We start from the raw sequence: 18,112 nt of genomic DNA, 5'->3' as shown, positions 1-18,112 counted from the left end.
AGCCCCCAGGAGGCGTTTGATGGACCGGCAGGACCCGGTCGCCGGACCACCCCAAGCGGTGATCGCGGCGTCGCTGCGGCGCGAACGCGCTCGCGCAGGCTTGTCGCTGACCGAGGTCGCCAGCCGCGCCGGGGTCGCGAAATCCACACTGTCGCAACTGGAATCGGGCACCGGCAATCCCAGCCTGGAAACCCTCTGGGCGCTGTGTGTCGCCCTGGAGATGCCGTTCTCCAAGCTGCTCGACCCGCCCCGCGCCAACGTGCAGGTGATCCGCGCCGATGAGGGTTCACCGGTGCCCGCGGCCGATGCGGACTATCGAGTGACTTTGCTCGCAGCGGGGCAATCGCACACCCGCTGCGACGTCTACCGCATCGCGGCCGAGCCCGGCCACACCCGTCGCTCGGACCCGCACAGCCCCGGCGTGGTCGAACACGTCGTGCTGGCGGCGGGCCACGCCATGGCGGGCCCGGCCGACGAGCCCGTCGAGATGCGCCCCGGCGACTACATCCGCTACCTGGGCGATCTACCGCACATCTTCGAGGCCCTCGAGCCGGGGACCTGGGCCACGATGGTCATCGAGAGCGCTTAGGCCGCGCCCTCCCCGAGGTACTGCAGCCAGAGCGGGTCCAGGTCGGTGGTGGTCGAGAGCAGGCGCCAGTGCGGGCCCTTGGGGGAGACCAGCGGGTGGCGCAGCGTCCAGCCGAGTTCGGACAGCATCTTGTCGGCTTTGCGGTGGTTGCAGGGGGCGCAGCTGGCGACGCAGTTCTCCCACGAGTGTTCGCCACCGCGACTGCGCGGGATGACGTGGTCGATGGTTTCGGCTTTGCCGCCGCAGTATCCGCAGCGATAGCGGTCGCGGTGCATGAGCGCGGCCCTGGTCATGGGCACCCGGGCGCGGTAGGGCACGCGCACGTAGGTGCGCAGCCGGATGACGGAGGGAATCGCCACGGCGGCGCCCGCGGAATGCAGGACCGGGGCTTGCGGATCGTCGTGGACCGCGTCGGCCTTGGCGCAGATCAGCAGAACGACAGCGCGGCGCGCGGACAGTGCGGTGAGCGGTTCGTAGGTGGCGTTGAGGAGGAGGACCCGGCGTTTGCGCCATGCGGCGACGTCGTGTTCTCCGGCGAGATGCAGCGGCGCGGGGTGATGCGGCAGGTCGTGATGACCGTGTGCGCCCGGATGGTGATCGGACAAGATGTGCAGCGGGATGGCCCCCGAGCCACGATTGTGGACTTCGGCGGGCTGGAGTTGTCGATGCGCGCGCGCCTCGTGTGAACGGGCGCTCGGTCGCTGCTTCATCTTGACCTCAATTTCATGATTGGCAGGATCATGTGGTATCTGGGGTCGATACTGCAACCCAGTTGACCATGGTTCTGCCGGTATTGCACGGCTATTTTTCAAACTTTCGGGTGAACTGTGGTTGAAGGGCGGCGCGTTCGTGACCGAGGTCTACCGCCCGGATCGCTCGCCGATCATCGGGGCACAATGGGGGATGTGACTTCAGGTGAGCAGACAACGACCTCGTTCTATGACGCGGTAGGCGGCGCCGAGACGTTCCGTCGCATCGTGTCGGTGTTCTATCGCGAGGTCGCTGCCGACGAGATCCTGCGACCACTGTATCCGGAGGAGGATCTGGTCCCGGCCGAACGCAGACTGCGGATGTTCCTCGAGCAGTACTGGGGCGGGCCGCGCACCTACTCCGAGGAGCGCGGGCACCCCCGGTTGCGGATGCGGCACCATCCGTTCGTCGTCGGGCCGCTGGAACGCGACGCGTGGATGCGGTGCATGCGGATCGCCGTCGGCGAGATCGAACCGTCGATCCTGGACGACGAACACCGCAAGGCCCTGCTCGACTACTTCCAAATGGCCGCTCATTCCCTCCAGAACGCGCCCGGCTGAAAAACGCCCAACCGAGTGGTACGGGTGCCCCACGTTCGCTGATGACCAGCAGGTGGCGGCCCCGTTTCCCCTCGATGCCGAGGTTTACCCCCACGTTTCGGCGCGGCGTGGCGAACGCTGGCGATTTGCCAGATTCGAAGAAAGTCACGCGGCAGGTGAATATCCCGGGCGAAATTTGGCAATATTGCCGGTGTGACACAGACACCTGCCTCGCCGGTGCCGGGGGAAACAAGCACCGATCCGTGGTGGAAGACCGCCGTGTTCTATCAGGTCTATCCGCGTTCGTTCGCCGACTCCGATGGTGACGGGGTGGGCGATCTGGGCGGCGTGCGCGAGAAGATCGGCTACCTGGAGCTACTCGGGGTCGACGCGCTGTGGATCTGTCCGGTCATGCGCTCGCCACAGGCCGACGGCGGTTACGACGTGTCCGACCCGCGCGACATCGACCCGCTGTTCGGCGGTCTGGCCGCGCTGGACGAGTTGATCGCCGAGGCGCACGATCGCGAGATCAAGGTCACCATGGATCTGGTGCCCAATCACACCAGCGTCGAACATGCCTGGTTCGCCGACGCGCTGGCGGCCGCGCCGGGCAGCCCCGAGCGGGCTCGCTACATCTTCCGTGACGGTCGCGGGCCCGATGGTGCCGAGCCGCCCAACAACTGGCCGAGCATCTTCGGCGGGCCCGCCTGGACCAGGGTCACCGAGGCCGACGGGTCGCCGGGGCAGTGGTATCTGCACATCTTCGCGCCCGAGCAGCCCGACCTGAACTGGGACAACCCCGAGGTCGCCGACGATTTCGAGAAGACGCTGCGGTTCTGGCTCGACCGCGGGGTCGACGGGTTCCGCATCGACGTCGCGCACGGCATGGCCAAGCCCGACGGCCTGCCCGACATGGCCAGGGTCGAGACGAAGATGCTGGTGCACGACGACGACGATCCGCGCTTCAACAATCCCGGCGTGCACGCCATCCACCGCCGCATCCGCACGGTCCTCGACGACTATCCGCACGCGGTGTCGATCGGCGAGGTGTGGGTCGACGACAACGTCCGCTTCGGCGAATACGTGCGCCCGGACGAGCTGCACCTGGCGTTCAACTTCCGCCTGGCCGAGACCCCCTTCACCGCCGACGGCGTGCGCGAGGCGATCACGCATTCCCTCGACGCGGTCGCCGCGGTGGCCGCGCCACCGACCTGGACGCTGTCCAATCACGACATCGAACGCGAGGTGACCCGCTACGGCGGCGGCAAGGCCGGGGTGGCACGGGCCAGGGCGATGCTGCTGGTCGAATTGGCGCTGCCCGGTGCGGTGTTCGTCTACAACGGCGCCGAACTGGGCCTGCCCAATGTCGACGACCTGCCCGAGGACGTGCTGCAGGACCCGGTGTGGGAGCGCACCGGGCACACCGAACGCGGTCGCGACGGCTGCCGGGTGCCGCTCCCGTGGGAGGGCGCGACGGCACCGTTCGGTTTCACCGCGGGGGAGAAGTCGTGGCTGCCGATCCCGGCCGACTGGGCCGATCGCACCGTGGAGGCCCAGCTCGAGACGCTGCACTCGACGCTGTCGCTGTACCGGCTCGCGATCGACCTGCGCGGCACGCGGCCGGAATTCGCCGGTGACCGGATCGAGTGGTACGGCAGTCCCGACGGGTGTCTGGCCTTCCGTCGACCAGGCGGGCTGATCTGCGTGCTGAACGCCTCCGACAGCCCGATCCAGCTGCCGCCGGGCGAGGTCCTGCTGACCAGCGCACCGGTCGCCGAGGACCGGCTGCCACCGAACGCGGCGGCCTGGTTGGTGTGACACGCGGGCGCGAAAGGGGCGGCCGGGGGATGAACTACTACACAGCATCGTCTACCGTTGGACCGTGAGCATTCTCGAGACAGTGCTGATCTTCGTCGGCATCCCGGCCGCGATCTACTTCGCGATCGCGGGTTTGTCCTATCTCGGTAAGCAGTTTCCCGGAGAGAAGCCGGCCCACTTCGCGCTCGGGCAGAAGTGGACCCACCCGCCGGTGCTCTGGAGCGCTACCGACGAGGTGACCGCTGCTGCCGGTCACCACACCGCCGAGCCGCATGGTGATCATGCGGCTCTCGAAGCCGCCGACGCGGCGCTGATCGGAGGCCGGGCAAGTGGCAAGTTCTAATTGGCCCGCGGTGGTCGAGGCCGACCTCCCGCACGGGTTCGCGCTGACCAGCAGCGGACGGGTGTCGGGCGTGCACGAGCCCGGCACGGTCTTCGACGAGGTGCCGTTCACCGATCGTGAGCGCATCGCCCTCGACAACGCGCTCACCGACGCGACCCGCGCGACGAAGGTTCGCTTCAACATCTACCTCGGCGATCTCGGCAACGATCCCTCGGCCGGTGCCGACGCGATCCTGCCGAACACCCCCGAGGCGGCCGATTCGGTGCTCATCGCCGTCTCCCCGAATCAGCAGGCGATCGAGGTGCGTTCCGGGGCGAACGTGGCCGAGCGGGCCAACGATCGCATCTGCCAGCTCGGCGTCACCGCCGCGCTGGCCTCGTTCCGGCAGGGCAACCTGATCGACGGTCTGATCTCGGCCGTCCGCGTGATGGCCGCCGCCATCGGCCGGTAGTTTTCCGCGGCTCAGCCGCTTCGCGTTCGGCGCGTCCACCCTTCCCTGGGTGGGCGCGCCGTTCGCGTTGGCGGGCAGAGTTTTCCACTTTCTTCCCGGATCGGGAATCAATCCGCTCGGTTCTAACCTTTAAAAGTTTGATGAGTGGTTACAGCTCGTCATCCCTTTCGAGAAAGCGAGAGCCGTTGTGAGTCAGATCCGCCACGCCACCGTCGAGATCCAGGGACAGTCGATCTTCTTCCGGGAGGCGGGTGATCCGGACAAGCCGACCCTGCTTCTGCTGCACGGGTTTCCGACCAGCTCGGCGATGTTCCGCACGCTGATCCCCGCGCTCGCCGACGAGTACCACGTGATCGCCCCGGACCACCTCGGCTTCGGGCAGTCGGCCATGCCGACCGTCGAGGAGTTCGACTACAGCTTCGACAACCTCACCGAGCTCACCCTGGGATTCCTCGACACCCTCGGTATCGAGCGGTTCGCCGTCTACATCCAGGACTACGGCGCCCCGATCGGCTTGCGCATCGCGGCAGCGCATCCCGAGCGGGTGCGCGCGATCATCACCCAGAGCGGCAATGCCTACCTGGAAGGCTTCACGCCGTTCTGGGACGTGCTGTTTGCCCATGCCGCCGATCGCGCCACCCATGAACCCGAGGTGCGCAAGCTGCTCGAACTCGACGCGACCACCTGGCAGTACACCCACGGTGTACCGGGGCCGCGGCGCTCGCTGATCAGTCCCGACACGTGGACTCTCGACCAGGCCTACCTGGATCGGCCGGGCAACAAGGAGATCCAGCTGCAGCTGTTCTTCGACTACAAGAACAATCTCGACGGTTACCCAACCTTCCAGAAGTACTTCGCCGAGCACCGGCCGCCGACGCTGATCGCCTGGGGTGAGCACGACGAGATCTTCGGCCCCGACGGCGCCCGCGCCTACCTGCGCGATCTGCCCGACGCCGAACTGCACCTGCTCGACACGGGCCACTTCGCCCTCGAGACGCACGGGCCGGAGATCGCCGCGCTGATCCGCGACTTCCTCGGCCGGGTCCTGTCCTGAGTGCGCCGGACGGCCGGGTGGCGCGCGCCCGGCCGTCCGGGGGTGTCGGGGAGATCGAGTAACCTGATCGGCGATCTATCGGCCGGAATGTCGGCCGTCGTCGTCTCGGGGGGAACATGCGGACAGGTATCGCTCGGGTGCTCGTGGTGGGCTGCCTCGTGCTCGGCGCCGCGGCGTGTGCCGAGGACGCGCCGGAGGCTCAATTCACCGCGGGTGCGCCGCGGGCCGAGTTCTACACGCCGCCAGTGGAATCCGTACCCGGTCCACACGGGTCGGTGATCACGACGCAGCCGCTGACCGGTTCGCAGGCGGTGCCGGGCGCGCGCAACTCGCTGGTGCTGTACCGATCCGTCGACGCGCACGGCAAGACCGTGGCGGTGTCGGGGACGCTCGCCGTGCCGGAAGGTACACCGCCCGAGGGTGGTTGGCCGTTGATCTCGTGGGCGCCCGGCACCAATGGTGTCGCCGATGTGTGCGCGCCGTCGCGCACCGAGGGCACCACGCCCAGCAGGGATGAGCAGGCACGCTGGATCGCCAAGGGCTACGCGGTGGCGCGGACCGACTACCAGGGCCTTGGTACTCCGGGCGAGCACGGCTATCTGATCGGCGACACCGAACAGCGCGCGATGGCCGATATCGCCACTGCCGCAAGGGAAATCGACTCCGCCGTCGGCTCGCGCTGGGTGGCGATGGGGCATTCCCAGGGTGGGCACGCGGCACTGTTCGCCGCCGGTGCCGCCGGGGCGTGGGCACCGGGTTCGGAACTGCTCGGCGCGGTCGCGCTGGCGCCCGCCTCGCACCTCGGTGAGCAGGTGCGGATGGCGAAGTGGGCGGTGTCGAATCCGCTCGGCAAGCTCGGCACGGGGGACGTCTCGGTGTATCTGCCGCTGCTGGTGCGTGGCGCGCAGACGGTCGGCGAGGTCGACCCGGCCCGGTTCCTCACCGATCGCGCGGTCGGGCTGCTGCCGGTGGTCGATTCCGAGTGCACGGCCGGGCTGCGGGACAAGGACAAGTGGGGTGGGCTCTCGCCCAGGGACGTGTTCACCAAGGACGGGGATCTGTCCGCTCTGCTGCGCGTCCTCGACGACAACGACCCCAGCGGATTGCGGTTCGACACTCCCGTGCTGGTCCTGCAGGGCCGCTCCGATCGCACCGTCCCGCTGCAATCCACCGATGCGATGGTGGCCCAGCAGCAGATGCGCGGTCAGTCCGTCGACTACCGCAAGTACGACGACGTCGACCACAGCGGCATCGTCGCGGCCGCCTTCGCCGACGCGCTCGGCTGGGTGGACACCCGCTTCGGCATCACGCGCTGAGCGACGCCTGCACGGCCCCGCGCACCGCCCACCCGAGCCCGATTACGCCGACAGCAGAAGAACCGAGTGGATCGCGCCCGCGGTCCCTACGCTCGGAGTATGGGCGAGCACAACGGGTTGCGGGTGATTCCGGGCGGGCGCGACGAGCGGCGGGCGCGGCCCGAGCCGCTGTGGCGGGAAGCGCTGGGCGAACGCCTGCGCGCCTTGCGGCTCGAACAGCGCGGCACCCTCGTCGACACCGCGGGCCGGGCCGGGATCTCCCCGCAGTATCTGTCCGAGGTCGAGCGCGGCCGCAAGGAGCCGTCGAGCGAGATGATCGCCGCGCTGGCCGGTGCGCTGGGCACCTCGGTGGGTGAGCTCGTCGCCGAGGTGGCCGAATCGATGCGGCGTCACGCGGCTGTTCCGGCGCGCGCGGTGGTGCTGGGCGGCGACCGCCGGATCGGCGCACCAGTGCGTCCCGCGAACGTCCCGACCATGTCCGTCCCGAACGCCGTGCTGCTGGCCGCCTGACGCGCTCCGCGTTCGCCGACGTCACCCCAGCCATTATCGACGCGGCAGTCATCCGGCAGGCGGGGGCCCCGGCCGCGCGCCGCTGTCCGCGGACGGCGCCACCTGATCGCGTCGCCTCCGCCGGTGCGCCGCGGACCGGCGGAGGTCGACCGCCCGCGCGGGTAGGCGGCGGCTGATTCGTGAGCCTGCGGTACCGACTCGGCGTGTCTCGCCGAGCGGCGAAAGATGGGCGGGTCAGCCGACCTGAACGGTCGCGATCAGTCGTCGCAGCAGGTCGACGATGGCGCTGACCGGGAGTTCGGGGTCGATCGCGCGTTGCACGCCCAGGCCGATGCCGAGCGAGAGCAGTTGCAGGGCGGCCTCGTCGGCGGACATCGGCAGCTCGACGCCCATGTCGTCGGCCTGCACCTGAACCAGGGACGCCAGCACCGCGGTCATCGTGCGCCTGCGGGCGGCCAGTTCGGCGCGGACCTCCGGCATATGCCTTGTGCTGGTGGCGAATTCGACTTCCAGTGCGGTCCACGCCATGTCGCCGATGTTCTCGTCGGCCCAGCGGGCGAAGCCGTCGATGCGCGCGGTCACGGTGTCGTGCGCCATCACCGCCTCGGTGAGCGATTGCGCGCGCTCGACGTGCACGACATCGATCACGGCCAGGCCCAGCTCGTGCTTGGTGGCGAAGTTGGAGTAGACCGCGCCCTTGGAGAAGCCCGCCTCGGCGGCCACCTTCTCCAGTGAGGTCACGTTGTAGCCCTCGGCCAGGAACAGTCGCTTGGCAGTCTCCACCAGTCGTTCACGGGTGAGAGCGTGCGACTCCTTGCGCGTCATCCTGGCCATATCCGGGAGTTTAGCAAAACGGGCTACCGTTAGAACTCGAATACCGTTAGTATCCGAGTTATGACTACACGACGTGGCGTAGCCATCGGATGCGGCGGCATCCTGGGTTTCGCCTGGACCGCTGTCGCCCTCGACGCCGTCGAACGCGCCCTGGGCTGGGACATCCGCACCGCCGAGGTCCTCATCGGCACCTCCGCGGGTGCGGAGATCGTCGCCGCCCTCGGCTCCGGTCGAACCCCGGCCGACCTGCTCGCCGCCCTCGACGGTGTCCCCGACGCCGATCCGGTACTCGCCCGGCACGTTGCCGTCGACCCCGGCAAGTTGCCCCCACTGCCCGCGCCCGCCCTGCCCGGCCTCGGCCTGATCGGCGCCGGCGTCCGTGCCGGGTCGGCCTACACCGCGCTGGCCGGACTCCTGCCTCGCGGCCGCGGCGACGCGACCTGGCTGCGCGAGTACGGCTCCGCGCTGGCGAACCCGGTCGGCTGGGTCGAGCACCCCAACACCTGGCTGGTCGCCGCCGACGCGGCTACCGGCGAGCGCGTCGCCTTCGGCGCGAATTCGTCGGTCCGCGCCGAATCCGCGGCGGTCGATCGCAGCGCGAGTGCCCGTGCGGTGCCTGGCGGTGCGGCGGTGTCCTCGGGTGCGTCGGCGGACGTGATGGGTCAGGGCGGGGTGGGGCCGAGGTCGGCCGAGGTCGCGTTGGGTGACGCCATCGCCGCGTCGTGGGCGATCCCCGGGTGGTTTCCGCCGGTGCGGATCGGCGGCCGAGACTACGTCGACGGTGGCGCGGTGTCGTCGGTGTCGGCCGATCTGCTCGTGCCGTTGGCACTCGACGAGGTGGTCGTGGTCGCGCCCATGACGTCGGAGGGTGGTGCGTCGGCGTCCGGCCTGGACCGGATCGAGCGTCTGTTGCGCGCCCAGATGACCCGCGGCCTCGATCGTGAGGTGGCCCGGTTGCGGGCCGCCGGAACCCGGGTGATCCGGGTCGAACCCGGTCCCGAAGACCTCGCCGTGATGGGCCCCAACTTCATGGATTCCGCCCGTCGCGCAAGCACTCTCATGACCGCCCGACGTACCGCGCCCGGTCGCGTCGCGGCGGCGATCGAAGCATCGAACCGAGGAGACAACGTATGAGCCCGCAGCACGAGGTGGTCGTGATCGGAGCCGGGATCTCCGGCATCTGTGCCGCCATCAAACTGGCCGAGGCGGGCGTCGACGACGTCGTGCTCGTGGACAAGGCCGAGACCTTCGGCGGCACCTGGCGCGCCAACACCTATCCGGGCTGCGCCTGCGATGTGCCCTCGGGCCTGTACTCGTTCTCCTTCGCCCCGAACAGCGAGTGGTCGCGGCTGTTCGCGACCCAGCCCGAGATCCTCGACTACGTCGACCGGATCGCCCGCGAGCACGGACTCGCCGAACGCACCCGCTTCGGCGTCGAAGTCACCGGCGCGCACTGGGACGACGACGCCCGCCTCTGGCGTCTCGTCACCAGCGAGGGCGAGCTGACCGCCCGCTTCGTGGTCTCGGCCGCGGGCCCGTGGAACGAGCCGCGCTTCCCCGACATTCCCGGCCTGGCCGAATTCCCCGGCGAGGTCTTCCATTCCGCGCGCTGGAACCACGATTACGACCTGCGCGGCAAGCGGGTCGCGGTGGTCGGCACCGGTGCCTCGGCCGTGCAGTTCGTCCCGGAGATCCAGCGCGAGGTCGCCGCGCTGCACCTGTTCCAGCGCACCGCGCAGTGGGTGCTGCCCAAGCTCGACCATCCGGTGCCCGGCATCGAGAAGCGGGTGATGCGACGGTTCCCGTTCGCGCACAAGGCTTTGCGGTCGGTGGAGTACGCGCTGATGGAGGGGCTCGGGGTGGCGTTCCGCAATCCTCGTCCGCTCATGCAGACGGTGCAGAAGGTGGGCTCGGCCTACCTGCGCGCGGTGGTCCGCGACCCGGAACTGCGGGCGAAGCTCACCCCGGACTATCTGCTGGGCTGCAAGCGAATCCTGTTCTCCAACAGCTATCTCCAGTCGCTGACCAAGCCCAATGTGGAGGTGCACGCCACCGCAGTCAGTGAGTTCCGTGGCAACACCGTGGTCGGCGCGGACGGGTCCACCGCGCAGGTCGACGCCGTCATCCTCGGCACCGGCTTCCACATCCTCGACACCCCGCTGGCCGACATCGTGCGCGGCGCCGACGGCCGGACCATGGCGCAACACTGGCAGGGCTCGCCCGAGGCCTACCTCGGCACCGTCACCACCGGCTTCCCGAACGCCTTCACCGTGCTCGGCCCCAGCCTGGGCACGGGCCATTCCTCGGCCTTCGCGATTCTCGAGGCGCAGGTGGCGTACCTGGTGTCGGCGATCGCGAGTGCCCGCCGCGAAGGCTGGGCGGTGCTCGACGTGCGGCCGCAGGTGCAGGCCGACTACGTCGATCAGGTGCAGGACGCACTGGCCGGAACCGTCTACAACGCGGGCGGCTGCCAGAGCTACTACCTGGATGCCAACGGCCGCAACAGTTTCAGCTGGCCCTGGTCCACCGGCGAGCTGACCCGCCGGGTGAGCGCCTTCGACGCCGCCGACTTCACCATCACCCGCGACGACCAGGTCGCGGTCCCAGCATGAGCCGGACCGCGGCGTCACCGTCGCAGCCGACCGACCGTCGACCCGAGACAGCCGGCGTGCGCACGCGCACACCTCGAAAGGACGCACCATGAGCTACCCCCGGATCGATCTGAACGGCGCGCTGATCGCCATCACCGGTGCCGCCCGCGGCATCGGCCTCGCCACCGCGCGGGACTTCATCGCGGCGGGCGCGCACGTCGCCCTCGGCGATCTCGACGAGGCACTGGCCGTGCAGGCCGCCGCCGAGCTCGGCGACCGTGCCATGGGCCACGCACTCGATGTCACCGACAAGGACTCCTACGCGAAGTTCCTCGAGGCGGCGACCCGCTGGCGTGGCCGACCGCTCGACGTGCTGGTGAACAACGCGGGCGTGATGCCCAACGGCCCGTTCCTCGAGCAGTCCGACCGGATCGACCAGCTCACCATGGACGTCAACGTCTACGGCGTCATCCACGGCATGCGCCTGGCCCTGCCCGGCATGGTCGAGCGCGGCTACGGCCACGTCGTGAACGTCGCCTCGCTGGCGGGCAAGTTCCCGATCAAGGGCCTGGCGGTCTACAACGCGAGCAAATTCGCCGTGGTCGGCCTGACCGCGGCGACCCGGCTCGAGATGGACGGCACCGGAGTCAGCGTGAGCGCCGTGCTGCCCTCGGCGGTGCACACCGAACTCAGCTCCGGCATCGACTACGGCATCCTGCCCGCCGTCGAACCCGAGGACATCGCCGCCGCGGTGGTGCGCTCGGTCAAGACCAGAGCCGCCGAAACCGCCGTCCCCGGCTACGTCGGCCTCGCCGCCAACGCCGCCGGCCTGGTTCCGGAACCGGTGATGCGCCTGCTGCGCAAGGCCGCCCACGACGACGCGGCCATCACCCGCGTCGACGACAACGTCCGCCGCGTCTACCTGGACCGCATCGAAAAGCAGTGACCCCCCGCCGATCACGGCACCGAGAGCGAACACCACTCGCGCACCAGTGAATTCGCCAGCCTCGACCACGACGACTCCAGGCATGGTGGCGCGGGTGTGGTCCCTACGGAACCCGCCATGCCCGAGTGTCGCGCTCTCGACCTGGACCGGTGATCACCAGGCGATGGTGGCGTTGGCTTCTCGGGCGATGTTTGCGTGAGAGCCTGGTGATCACCGGTCCAACAAGGCGGCGCGGGGGTCACTCGCGTTCGTGGAGGACCTGGTCGACGAGGCCGTAGTCGGGGGCGGTGTCGGCGGTGAAGACGCGGTCGCGGTCGGTGTCGCGGCGGAGGGTTTCCGGGGTCTGGCCGGTGTGTTTGGACAGGATGGCCTCGATGGCGGCGCGCATGCGGACGATCTCGTCGGCCTGGAGGATCAGGTCGGGGATGGTGCCCTGGCCGCGAGTCACGGGCTGGTGCAACACGATTCGGGTGTGCGGGAGCATGGACCGGTGGCCTGCGGCGCCACCGGCCAGCAGGACCGCGCCGACCGCGATGGCCTGGCCGACGCAGGTGGTGTGCACGGGCGCCTTGATGAAGCGCATGGTGTCGTAGACGGCGAGCATGGCGGACAGGTCACCGCCCTCGCAGTTGATGTAGAGGCTGATCGGCTGGCCCGGACTGTCCGATTCCAGGTGCAGCAGTTGCGCGATGAGCGCGTTGGCGACACCGGAATCGATGGGGGTGCCGAGATAGACGATGCGTTCGCTGAGCAGGTGTGAGTAGATGTCGGTGATCCGCTCACCACCGCGATGCTGGGACACGACGTTCGGGATGGTGTAACTGGTCATGGGGATGGTCCGCCTCTCGGAATCTTCTGGCCGGGCTCGTGATCAGTTGACGGTGTTCACGCGGTGATGCCGATGCGGTGGCGGTTCGGAACGACCTGGTCGAAGGATTCGACGATGTGGTCGATGAACCCGTATTCGAGCGCCTGGGTCGCGGTGAACCAGCGGTCGTGCAGCGAGTCCTCGTAGACGCGGTCGAAGGGCTGGCCGGTGTCTTCGGCGATGAGGCCGAGCACCGTGTCGACGGTGTAGCGCAGGTCGTCGGCCTGCACCTCCACCTCCACGGCACTACCGCCGATCCCCGCCGAACCCTGGTGCATGAGGATGCGGGCATGCGGGAGTGCGAAGCGCTTCCCCGGTGTGCCGGAGGACAGCAGGAATTGCCCGGCGCTGCAAGCCAATCCGAGTGCGAGGGTGGAAACGTCGCACGGAACGAGGCGCATCACGTCGCGGATCGCCAGCATCGAAGGGACCGAGCCGCCGGGGGAGTGGATCCACAGCGAGATCGGCGCCTCGGGACTCTGCGCGGCCAGTGTCAGCAACTGCGTGATGAGCAGCGTCCCGTTGTCGTCGTCGAGCGCCCCGTCGAGCACGAGGATCCGGCGGGCGAACAGCTGCTCCCGCGCCCGCCAGCTGAACATCGGAGTCTTGTCGTCATGTGCCATGCACCCACCGTGCCCCGCGCACACCACGATTCGCCCCCGATGCTGCTCTCAGCAGATCCGCTCACAGCAGCAGGCAACCCTGGCCCAGGCGGGGGGAATACGCGAGGACCCGGTGCGGATTGCACCGGGTCCTCGGGGGTGGCTACCTACTTGGCGTCGAATTCCCTTGCGCGCAAGGACCGTTCGATGCCCGCGCGGCCCTCGGAGACCAGGCGGTAGAGGGCGGGCGGGTGGTCACCGGCGAGGAATTCGTCGGCCTTGGCGACGGCGGCTTCGCTGATGGCCCAGTGCGGGTAGAGGCCGACGACGACGGTCTGGGCGACCTCGCTGGAGCGGCGTTCCCAGACGGCGGGGATCTCGGCGAAGTACTTGTCCACGTACGGGGCCAGCAGCTCGCCCTGACCGGCGGGGGCGAATCCGCCGACGATGGCGCGGGCGGTGATGTTGGGCACCGAGTCGTCGCCGATCACGGTGTCCCATGCCTTGGCCTTGACCTCGGCGATCGGGCGCGCGGTCGCCGCGGCCGCGGCCTGGCGCTTGCCCGCCGCGGTCGGGTCGCCCGCGAGCTCGGCGTCGATGGTCGGGGTGGCGAGGCCGTCGGCGTCGAGCAGGCCCGCGGCGGCCAGCGCGGTGACGATGCGCCAGCGCAGATCGGTGTCGACGGTGAGCCCGGTCAGCCCGGCCGCCGGATCGGCGGTGAGCAGCTTGGCCAGCACCTCGGTGTGCCGCGGTGCCAGCTTCGCCCCGGTCAGCGCGTTGACGAAGGCCAGCTGATGGTCCGAGCCCGCCTCGGCCGCGCGGGCCAGTTCGAGCAGCCGGTCGGCGAAATCGGGCCAGCCCCGCTGGTCGGCCCACTCCGGGTCGGCGTAGCTGCCGATCGCGGTGTTGGCCTGCATGAGCAGCCGCTGCACCACGCCGATCTCGGACTCCGCGCCGATCCCGCGCTGCACCAGCGCCACGAAATCGCGGGCCTTCATCTCGGCCTGACGGGTCATCTCCCAGGCGGCCGACCAGGCCAGCGTGCGCGGCAGCGAGTCGGCGATCTCACCGATGCGCTGCACGACCACGTCGAGGGAGTCGGGGTCGAGGCGCAGCGAACAGTAGGTGAGGTCGTCGTCGTTGACCAGCACCAGCTGACCGCGCTCCACCCCGACCAGCTCGGGCACCTCGGTGCGCCCGGTCGCGTCGAGATCGAGCTCCACGCGGTGGGTGCGCACGATCTTGTCGTCGCGCTCGTCGTAGACGCCGACCGCGATCCGGTGCACGCGGTACTCGCCCGCACCCGGCGCGGCGCCTTCCTGCACGACCGCGAAACTCTCGAAGGTGCCGTCGGGCGCGACGACGAAGTCCGGGCGCAGGATGTTGAGACCGGTGGTCTTGAGCCACTGCGCGCCCCAATCCGACAGGTCGCGGCCCGAGGCCTTCTCCAGCGCGCGCAGCAGATCGTCGAAAGTGGCGTTGCCGTAGGCATGTTCGGCGAAGTAGTCACGCAGACCGGCCAGGAACGGCTGGAGCCCCACATAGGCGACGAGCTGCTTGAGCACCGAAGCGCCCTTGGCGTAGGTGATGCCGTCGAAGTTCACCTCCACCGCGTGCAGATCGGGGATGTCGGCCGCGATCGGGTGGGTCGATGGCAGCTGGTCCTGGCGGTAGGCCCAGGACTTCTCCACATTCGCGAAAGTGGTCCAGGCGCTGGTGTATTCGGTGGCCTCGGCCTGGCACAGCACCGAGGCGAAGGTCGCGAACGACTCGTTGAGCCACAGGTCGTCCCACCACTTCATGGTGACCAGATCGCCGAACCACATGTGCGCCATCTCGTGCAGCACGGTCTCGGCGCGACGCTCGTAGGACGCCCGGGTCACCTTGGACCGGAAGACATAGTCCTCGAGGAAGGTGACCGCGCCCGCGTTCTCCATCGCGCCCGCGTTGAACTCCGGCACGAACAGCTGGTCGTACTTGCCGAAGGCGTAGGGCACGCCGAAGTTGTCGTGGTAGAAGGCGAAACCCTGCTTGGTCTCGGTGAACAGGCGCTCGGCGTCCATGTGCTCGGCGAGCGAGGCCCGGCAGAACAGGCCGAGCGGAATCTCGCCGTGGCCGTCGCTGAACGAGTCGGTCCACTTGGCGTACGGACCGGCGATCATCGCGACCAGGTAGGTGCTCATCTTCGGCGTGGTCGCGAAGGTGTGGCGCACGACCGCGCCCACCTTGTGCTCCTCGGCCGTCGCGCCGTTGGACACGACCCGCCAGTCCTCGGGCGCGGTGGCGACGATGTCGAAGGTGGCCTTGAGATCGGGCTGGTCGAAGCAGGCGAACATCCGCTTGGCGTCGGCGGTCTCGAACTGCGAGTACAGGTAGACGTTGTCGTCGGCCGGGTCGACGAAGCGGTGCAGGCCCTCACCGGTGTGCGAGTACTCGCAGTCGGCTTCGACGACCAGCTCGTTCTCGGCAGCCAGATCGGACAGCGCGATCCCGGTCGACTCGTCGTAGGCGCTCAGATCCAGCGGCGTGCCATTGAGCACGGCCGAGCGCACCCGCGGCGCGACCAGGTCGATGAAGGTGCTCGCGCCGGGGGTGGCGGTGAAGGTGACGGTCGTCTTCGACCCGAAGGTGTCCGAGACCTCCGAACCCGCGCCACGCGGCTGGTCGGTCAGGTCGAGTTCGATCCGGTAGTTCCGCACGGCCACCGTGGCCGCGCGTTCGACCGCCTGGTCGCGGGTGAGATTCGGGGCGGACATAGATCTCCTTCGTCGTCGACGAACACGGCACGGTGGTTCGGCGTCCACAATGCCACTTGCCGCCGACAGCCGCTCACGAGTTTCCGGTCACGGCACGATCGGCTCGCTGCCGACTCCACCCGCGGTGGCGCCGGTCCGTGCGGACGACGGCACCCGCCTGATCAGATCGCGGTGACGACCAGCTTTCCGAACGTGCGGTCGGTCTCACCCAGCGCGTGCGCCTTCGCCGCCTCGGCGAGCGGGAACACCCCGGCGATGGTCGGAGTGAGCGCACCGGAGGCGAGCAGGTCCGCGATCGCGCTCATCCCGGTGTGATCGGCCTCGACCAGCAGTGCGGCGAAGCGCACTCCCCGGCGTTCGGCTTCGGTGCGCAGTGCTTCGTCGGGGGTCGGTTTGATGGTGACCAGCAGACCGCCCGGCCGCAGGGTCGGCAGGGAGCGGCGGGAGTTCTCCGCGCCGAGCGTGTCGAGGACCACGTCCACGTCGGTGACCGCTTCGGCGAAGTCGACGGTCCGGTAGTCGATGAGTTCGTCGGCGCCGAGCGCTCGCAGGTGCTCGTGCTTGGCGGCACTGGCCGTCCCGATGACATACGCGCCGCGCGCTTTCGCGATCTGCACCGCCAGGTGTCCCACGCCACCGGCGGCCGCGTGGATCAGGACTCGCTGGCCCGCTTCGATTTTCGCGGTGTCGACCAGTGCCTGCCAGGCGGTGAGCGCGGCCAGGGGCGTCGCCCCGGCCCGGATGTGGTCGACATTGCCGGGTTTGCGGGCGAAGGCCCTGGCCGGTCCGACGACGTACTCGGCCGCGGAGCCGTGTCCGTGCGGATAGGGCAGCATGCCGAACACCTCGTCGCCGGGCGCGAACAGCGTGACGCCGAGCCCGACGGCCTCGACGACGCCGGAGACATCCCAGCCCAGCACGAACGGGGGATCGGGCAGGAACAGGCCGGGGAGCGCGCGGTGTTTCCAGTCGGTGGGATTGAGCCCGGCCGCGTGGACGCGGACGAGCAGCTGGCTCGGACCCGGTGTGGGAACGGGGAGTTCGATCTCGCGCAGGACCTCGGGTCCGCCGAGTACGTCCTGGCTGATGGCGCGCATGGTGTCGGTCATGGGGTCAACGGTGCCGGGTGCGCGCTGTCGCGGAAATGGCAGAAAAGACATGATCCGATAGGATCGTGCCATGCATCGTGTGGTGGTTCTGGCGCTCGACGGCGTCTACCCGTTCGAACTCGGTACGCCGCAGCGGATCTTCGGCCTGCTCGACGACCGCTACGAGGTGCTCACCTGTTCGGTGGACGGCCGGGAGGTCCAGACCTGCGCCGATTTCCGGATCACCGTCGAGCACGGGCCGGAGCTGTTGGCGACCGCCGACACCGTGGTCGTTCCCGCGTGCAATACGCGCGAGGCCGTCACCGGGCTGCACGAGGAGACCCGCGGCGCGCTCGCGCGGATCCGGCCGGGCACCCGGATCGTGTCGATCTGCACCGGCGCGTTCGTGCTGGCCGCGGCGGGCCTGCTCGACGGGCGCCCGGCGACCACGCACTGGCGGCTGTCCGAGTCCTTCCGCAGGCACTTTCCCCGGGTACGGCTCGACCCGGACGTCCTGTTCGTCGACGACGGCGACGTGCTGACCTCGGCGGGCGCCGCCGCCGGTGTCGACCTGTGCCTGCACATCGTGCGCGCAGACCATGGCAGCGCGGTGGCCAACCAGGTGGCCCGCCGCTGTGTTGTCCCGCCCTGGCGCGACGGCGGCCAGGCCCAGTACATCGACCAGCCCGTCCCCGATCCCGCACAGGCCAGCACCGCCGCGACCAGGCACTGGGCTCTGCAGCACCTCGAACTCCCGCTGACGATCACCGAACTCGCCGAACACGCGCGCATGAGCCCGCGCACCTTCGCCCGCCGCTTCGGCGACGAGGTCGGCATGAGTCCCGGGCGCTGGCTCATCCAGCAGCGAGTGGTCAGGGCGCGGCATCTGCTCGAGGCGAGCGAACTGTCGGTCGAGCAGATCGCCGGGCGCGTCGGCTTCGCCACCGGAACCTCACTGCGCCAGCACTTCCAGGTCGCCGTCGGGGTGGCCCCGCTGGCCTACCGCCGCACGTTCCGCTTCACCGGCGACGACCGCGCGAGCGCTTGATCGGCGCTG

At 69.4% G+C, this 18,112-nt stretch carries 18 protein-coding genes; 12 read left to right on the top strand and 6 right to left on the bottom strand.

Annotated elements, in window-relative coordinates; genetic code table 11:
* Positions 1-19 precede the first annotated feature (19 nt).
* Entirely contained in the window at positions 20-589 is a 570-nt protein-coding gene (locus ACFVVM_RS25625; RefSeq protein ID WP_387623027.1) for a helix-turn-helix domain-containing protein, read from the top strand.
* Here ACFVVM_RS25625 and ACFVVM_RS25620 read toward each other — a convergent pair.
* Complete coding sequence (locus ACFVVM_RS25620) at positions 586-1,299, bottom strand: HNH endonuclease (RefSeq protein ID WP_387623024.1); 714 nt, start codon at positions 1,297-1,299, stop codon at positions 586-588. The genes ACFVVM_RS25625 and ACFVVM_RS25620 overlap by 4 nt on opposite strands.
* Before the next feature lie 186 nt (positions 1,300-1,485).
* On the opposite strand from ACFVVM_RS25620, the gene ACFVVM_RS25615 reads away from it, so the two are divergent.
* From ACFVVM_RS25615 to ACFVVM_RS25585, 7 genes are all read left to right on the top strand, one after another.
* Positions 1,486-1,899, top strand: a complete 414-nt coding sequence (locus ACFVVM_RS25615) for a globin (RefSeq protein WP_387623021.1) — start codon at positions 1,486-1,488, stop codon at positions 1,897-1,899.
* 192 nt (positions 1,900-2,091) lie between these two features.
* Complete coding sequence (locus ACFVVM_RS25610) at positions 2,092-3,696, top strand: glycoside hydrolase family 13 protein (protein WP_387623018.1); 1,605 nt, start codon at positions 2,092-2,094, stop codon at positions 3,694-3,696.
* A gap of 64 nt (positions 3,697-3,760) precedes the next feature.
* A complete protein-coding gene (locus ACFVVM_RS25605) occupies positions 3,761-4,039 on the top strand; it encodes a hypothetical protein (RefSeq protein WP_387623015.1) in 279 nt (92 codons plus the stop codon).
* The gene (locus ACFVVM_RS25600; RefSeq protein ID WP_387623013.1) at positions 4,026-4,490 is read left to right on the top strand and encodes a DUF5130 domain-containing protein; all 465 of its coding nucleotides are present in this window, start codon (positions 4,026-4,028) and stop codon (positions 4,488-4,490) included. The genes ACFVVM_RS25605 and ACFVVM_RS25600 overlap by 14 nt, the downstream gene beginning before the upstream one ends.
* A 187-nt stretch (positions 4,491-4,677) precedes the next feature.
* Positions 4,678-5,544, top strand: coding sequence for an alpha/beta fold hydrolase (locus tag ACFVVM_RS25595; protein WP_387623011.1), 867 nt, complete (start codon positions 4,678-4,680; stop codon positions 5,542-5,544).
* A gap of 116 nt (positions 5,545-5,660) precedes the next feature.
* Positions 5,661-6,860 carry an alpha/beta hydrolase family protein gene (locus tag ACFVVM_RS25590; RefSeq protein WP_387623008.1) on the top strand — a complete coding sequence of 400 codons (1,200 nt, stop codon included), beginning with the start codon at positions 5,661-5,663 and terminating at the stop codon, positions 6,858-6,860.
* Positions 6,861-6,959: 99 nt separating this feature from the next.
* Complete coding sequence (locus ACFVVM_RS25585) at positions 6,960-7,370, top strand: helix-turn-helix domain-containing protein (protein ID WP_387623005.1); 411 nt, start codon at positions 6,960-6,962, stop codon at positions 7,368-7,370.
* A gap of 234 nt (positions 7,371-7,604) precedes the next feature.
* Here the strand turns inward: ACFVVM_RS25585 and ACFVVM_RS25580 are convergent, their stop codons facing one another.
* Positions 7,605-8,204, bottom strand: a complete 600-nt coding sequence (locus ACFVVM_RS25580) for a TetR/AcrR family transcriptional regulator (protein WP_387623003.1) — start codon at positions 8,202-8,204, stop codon at positions 7,605-7,607.
* A 60-nt stretch (positions 8,205-8,264) separates the two neighbouring features.
* Between ACFVVM_RS25580 and ACFVVM_RS25575 the strand changes: the two genes are divergently transcribed.
* The 3 genes from ACFVVM_RS25575 (at position 8,265) to ACFVVM_RS25565 (ending at position 11,741) form a co-directional block, all read left to right on the top strand.
* Positions 8,265-9,338 (top strand): patatin-like phospholipase family protein, encoded by a 1,074-nt coding sequence (locus ACFVVM_RS25575; protein WP_387623000.1) that lies wholly within the window; start codon positions 8,265-8,267, stop codon positions 9,336-9,338.
* Positions 9,335-10,816 (top strand): flavin-containing monooxygenase, encoded by a 1,482-nt coding sequence (locus ACFVVM_RS25570; RefSeq protein WP_387622997.1) that lies wholly within the window; start codon positions 9,335-9,337, stop codon positions 10,814-10,816. The genes ACFVVM_RS25575 and ACFVVM_RS25570 overlap by 4 nt, the downstream gene beginning before the upstream one ends.
* Positions 10,817-10,904: 88 nt before the next feature.
* Complete coding sequence (locus ACFVVM_RS25565; protein WP_387622994.1) at positions 10,905-11,741, top strand: SDR family oxidoreductase; 837 nt, start codon at positions 10,905-10,907, stop codon at positions 11,739-11,741.
* A gap of 238 nt (positions 11,742-11,979) precedes the next feature.
* On the opposite strand, the gene ACFVVM_RS25560 is transcribed toward ACFVVM_RS25565, so the two are convergent.
* The 4 genes from ACFVVM_RS25560 to ACFVVM_RS25545 all read right to left on the bottom strand — a co-directional run bounded on the left by ACFVVM_RS25560 (position 11,980) and on the right by ACFVVM_RS25545 (position 17,076).
* The gene (locus ACFVVM_RS25560) at positions 11,980-12,570 is read right to left on the bottom strand and encodes a ClpP family protease (RefSeq protein ID WP_387622991.1); all 591 of its coding nucleotides are present in this window, start codon (positions 12,568-12,570) and stop codon (positions 11,980-11,982) included.
* A gap of 56 nt (positions 12,571-12,626) precedes the next feature.
* The gene (locus tag ACFVVM_RS25555; RefSeq protein ID WP_387622988.1) at positions 12,627-13,232 is read right to left on the bottom strand and encodes a ClpP family protease; all 606 of its coding nucleotides are present in this window, start codon (positions 13,230-13,232) and stop codon (positions 12,627-12,629) included.
* 146 nt (positions 13,233-13,378) lie between these two features.
* A complete protein-coding gene (pepN, locus tag ACFVVM_RS25550; protein WP_387622986.1) occupies positions 13,379-15,967 on the bottom strand; it encodes an aminopeptidase N in 2,589 nt (862 codons plus the stop codon).
* 161 nt (positions 15,968-16,128) lie between these two features.
* Positions 16,129-17,076: an NADP-dependent oxidoreductase gene (locus tag ACFVVM_RS25545; protein WP_387622983.1), complete on the bottom strand. Its 948-nt coding sequence runs from the start codon at positions 17,074-17,076 to the stop codon at positions 16,129-16,131.
* Positions 17,077-17,146: 70 nt separating this feature from the next.
* On the opposite strand from ACFVVM_RS25545, the gene ACFVVM_RS25540 reads away from it, so the two are divergent.
* Positions 17,147-18,103, top strand: coding sequence for a GlxA family transcriptional regulator (locus tag ACFVVM_RS25540; RefSeq protein WP_387622980.1), 957 nt, complete (start codon positions 17,147-17,149; stop codon positions 18,101-18,103).
* The last annotated feature ends 9 nt before the right edge of the window (positions 18,104-18,112 follow it).

Origin of the sequence: Nocardia sp. NPDC058176, assembly GCF_042883805.1 — a bacterium.
Classification (GTDB): domain Bacteria; phylum Actinomycetota; class Actinomycetes; order Mycobacteriales; family Mycobacteriaceae; genus Nocardia.
Note: the sequence above shows the minus strand (reverse complement) of the source record. Positions and strands in the feature narration are given on the sequence as shown.

Coding starts and splice junctions, on each gene's coding strand:
- ACFVVM_RS25540 (WP_387622980.1), top strand. CDS start 17,147: ATGCATCGTGTGGTGGTTCTGGCGCTCGACGGCGTCTACCCGTTCGAA.
- ACFVVM_RS25575 (WP_387623000.1), top strand. CDS start 8,265: ATGACTACACGACGTGGCGTAGCCATCGGATGCGGCGGCATCCTGGGT.
- ACFVVM_RS25560 (WP_387622991.1), bottom strand. CDS start 12,570: ATGACCAGTTACACCATCCCGAACGTCGTGTCCCAGCATCGCGGTGGT.
- ACFVVM_RS25625 (WP_387623027.1), top strand. CDS start 20: ATGGACCGGCAGGACCCGGTCGCCGGACCACCCCAAGCGGTGATCGCG.
- ACFVVM_RS25570 (WP_387622997.1), top strand. CDS start 9,335: ATGAGCCCGCAGCACGAGGTGGTCGTGATCGGAGCCGGGATCTCCGGC.
- ACFVVM_RS25620 (WP_387623024.1), bottom strand. CDS start 1,299: ATGAAGCAGCGACCGAGCGCCCGTTCACACGAGGCGCGCGCGCATCGA.
- ACFVVM_RS25580 (WP_387623003.1), bottom strand. CDS start 8,204: ATGGCCAGGATGACGCGCAAGGAGTCGCACGCTCTCACCCGTGAACGA.
- ACFVVM_RS25565 (WP_387622994.1), top strand. CDS start 10,905: ATGAGCTACCCCCGGATCGATCTGAACGGCGCGCTGATCGCCATCACC.
- ACFVVM_RS25615 (WP_387623021.1), top strand. CDS start 1,486: ATGGGGGATGTGACTTCAGGTGAGCAGACAACGACCTCGTTCTATGAC.
- ACFVVM_RS25590 (WP_387623008.1), top strand. CDS start 5,661: ATGCGGACAGGTATCGCTCGGGTGCTCGTGGTGGGCTGCCTCGTGCTC.
- ACFVVM_RS25585 (WP_387623005.1), top strand. CDS start 6,960: ATGGGCGAGCACAACGGGTTGCGGGTGATTCCGGGCGGGCGCGACGAG.
- pepN (WP_387622986.1), bottom strand. CDS start 15,967: ATGTCCGCCCCGAATCTCACCCGCGACCAGGCGGTCGAACGCGCGGCC.
- ACFVVM_RS25545 (WP_387622983.1), bottom strand. CDS start 17,076: ATGACCGACACCATGCGCGCCATCAGCCAGGACGTACTCGGCGGACCC.
- ACFVVM_RS25555 (WP_387622988.1), bottom strand. CDS start 13,232: ATGGCACATGACGACAAGACTCCGATGTTCAGCTGGCGGGCGCGGGAG.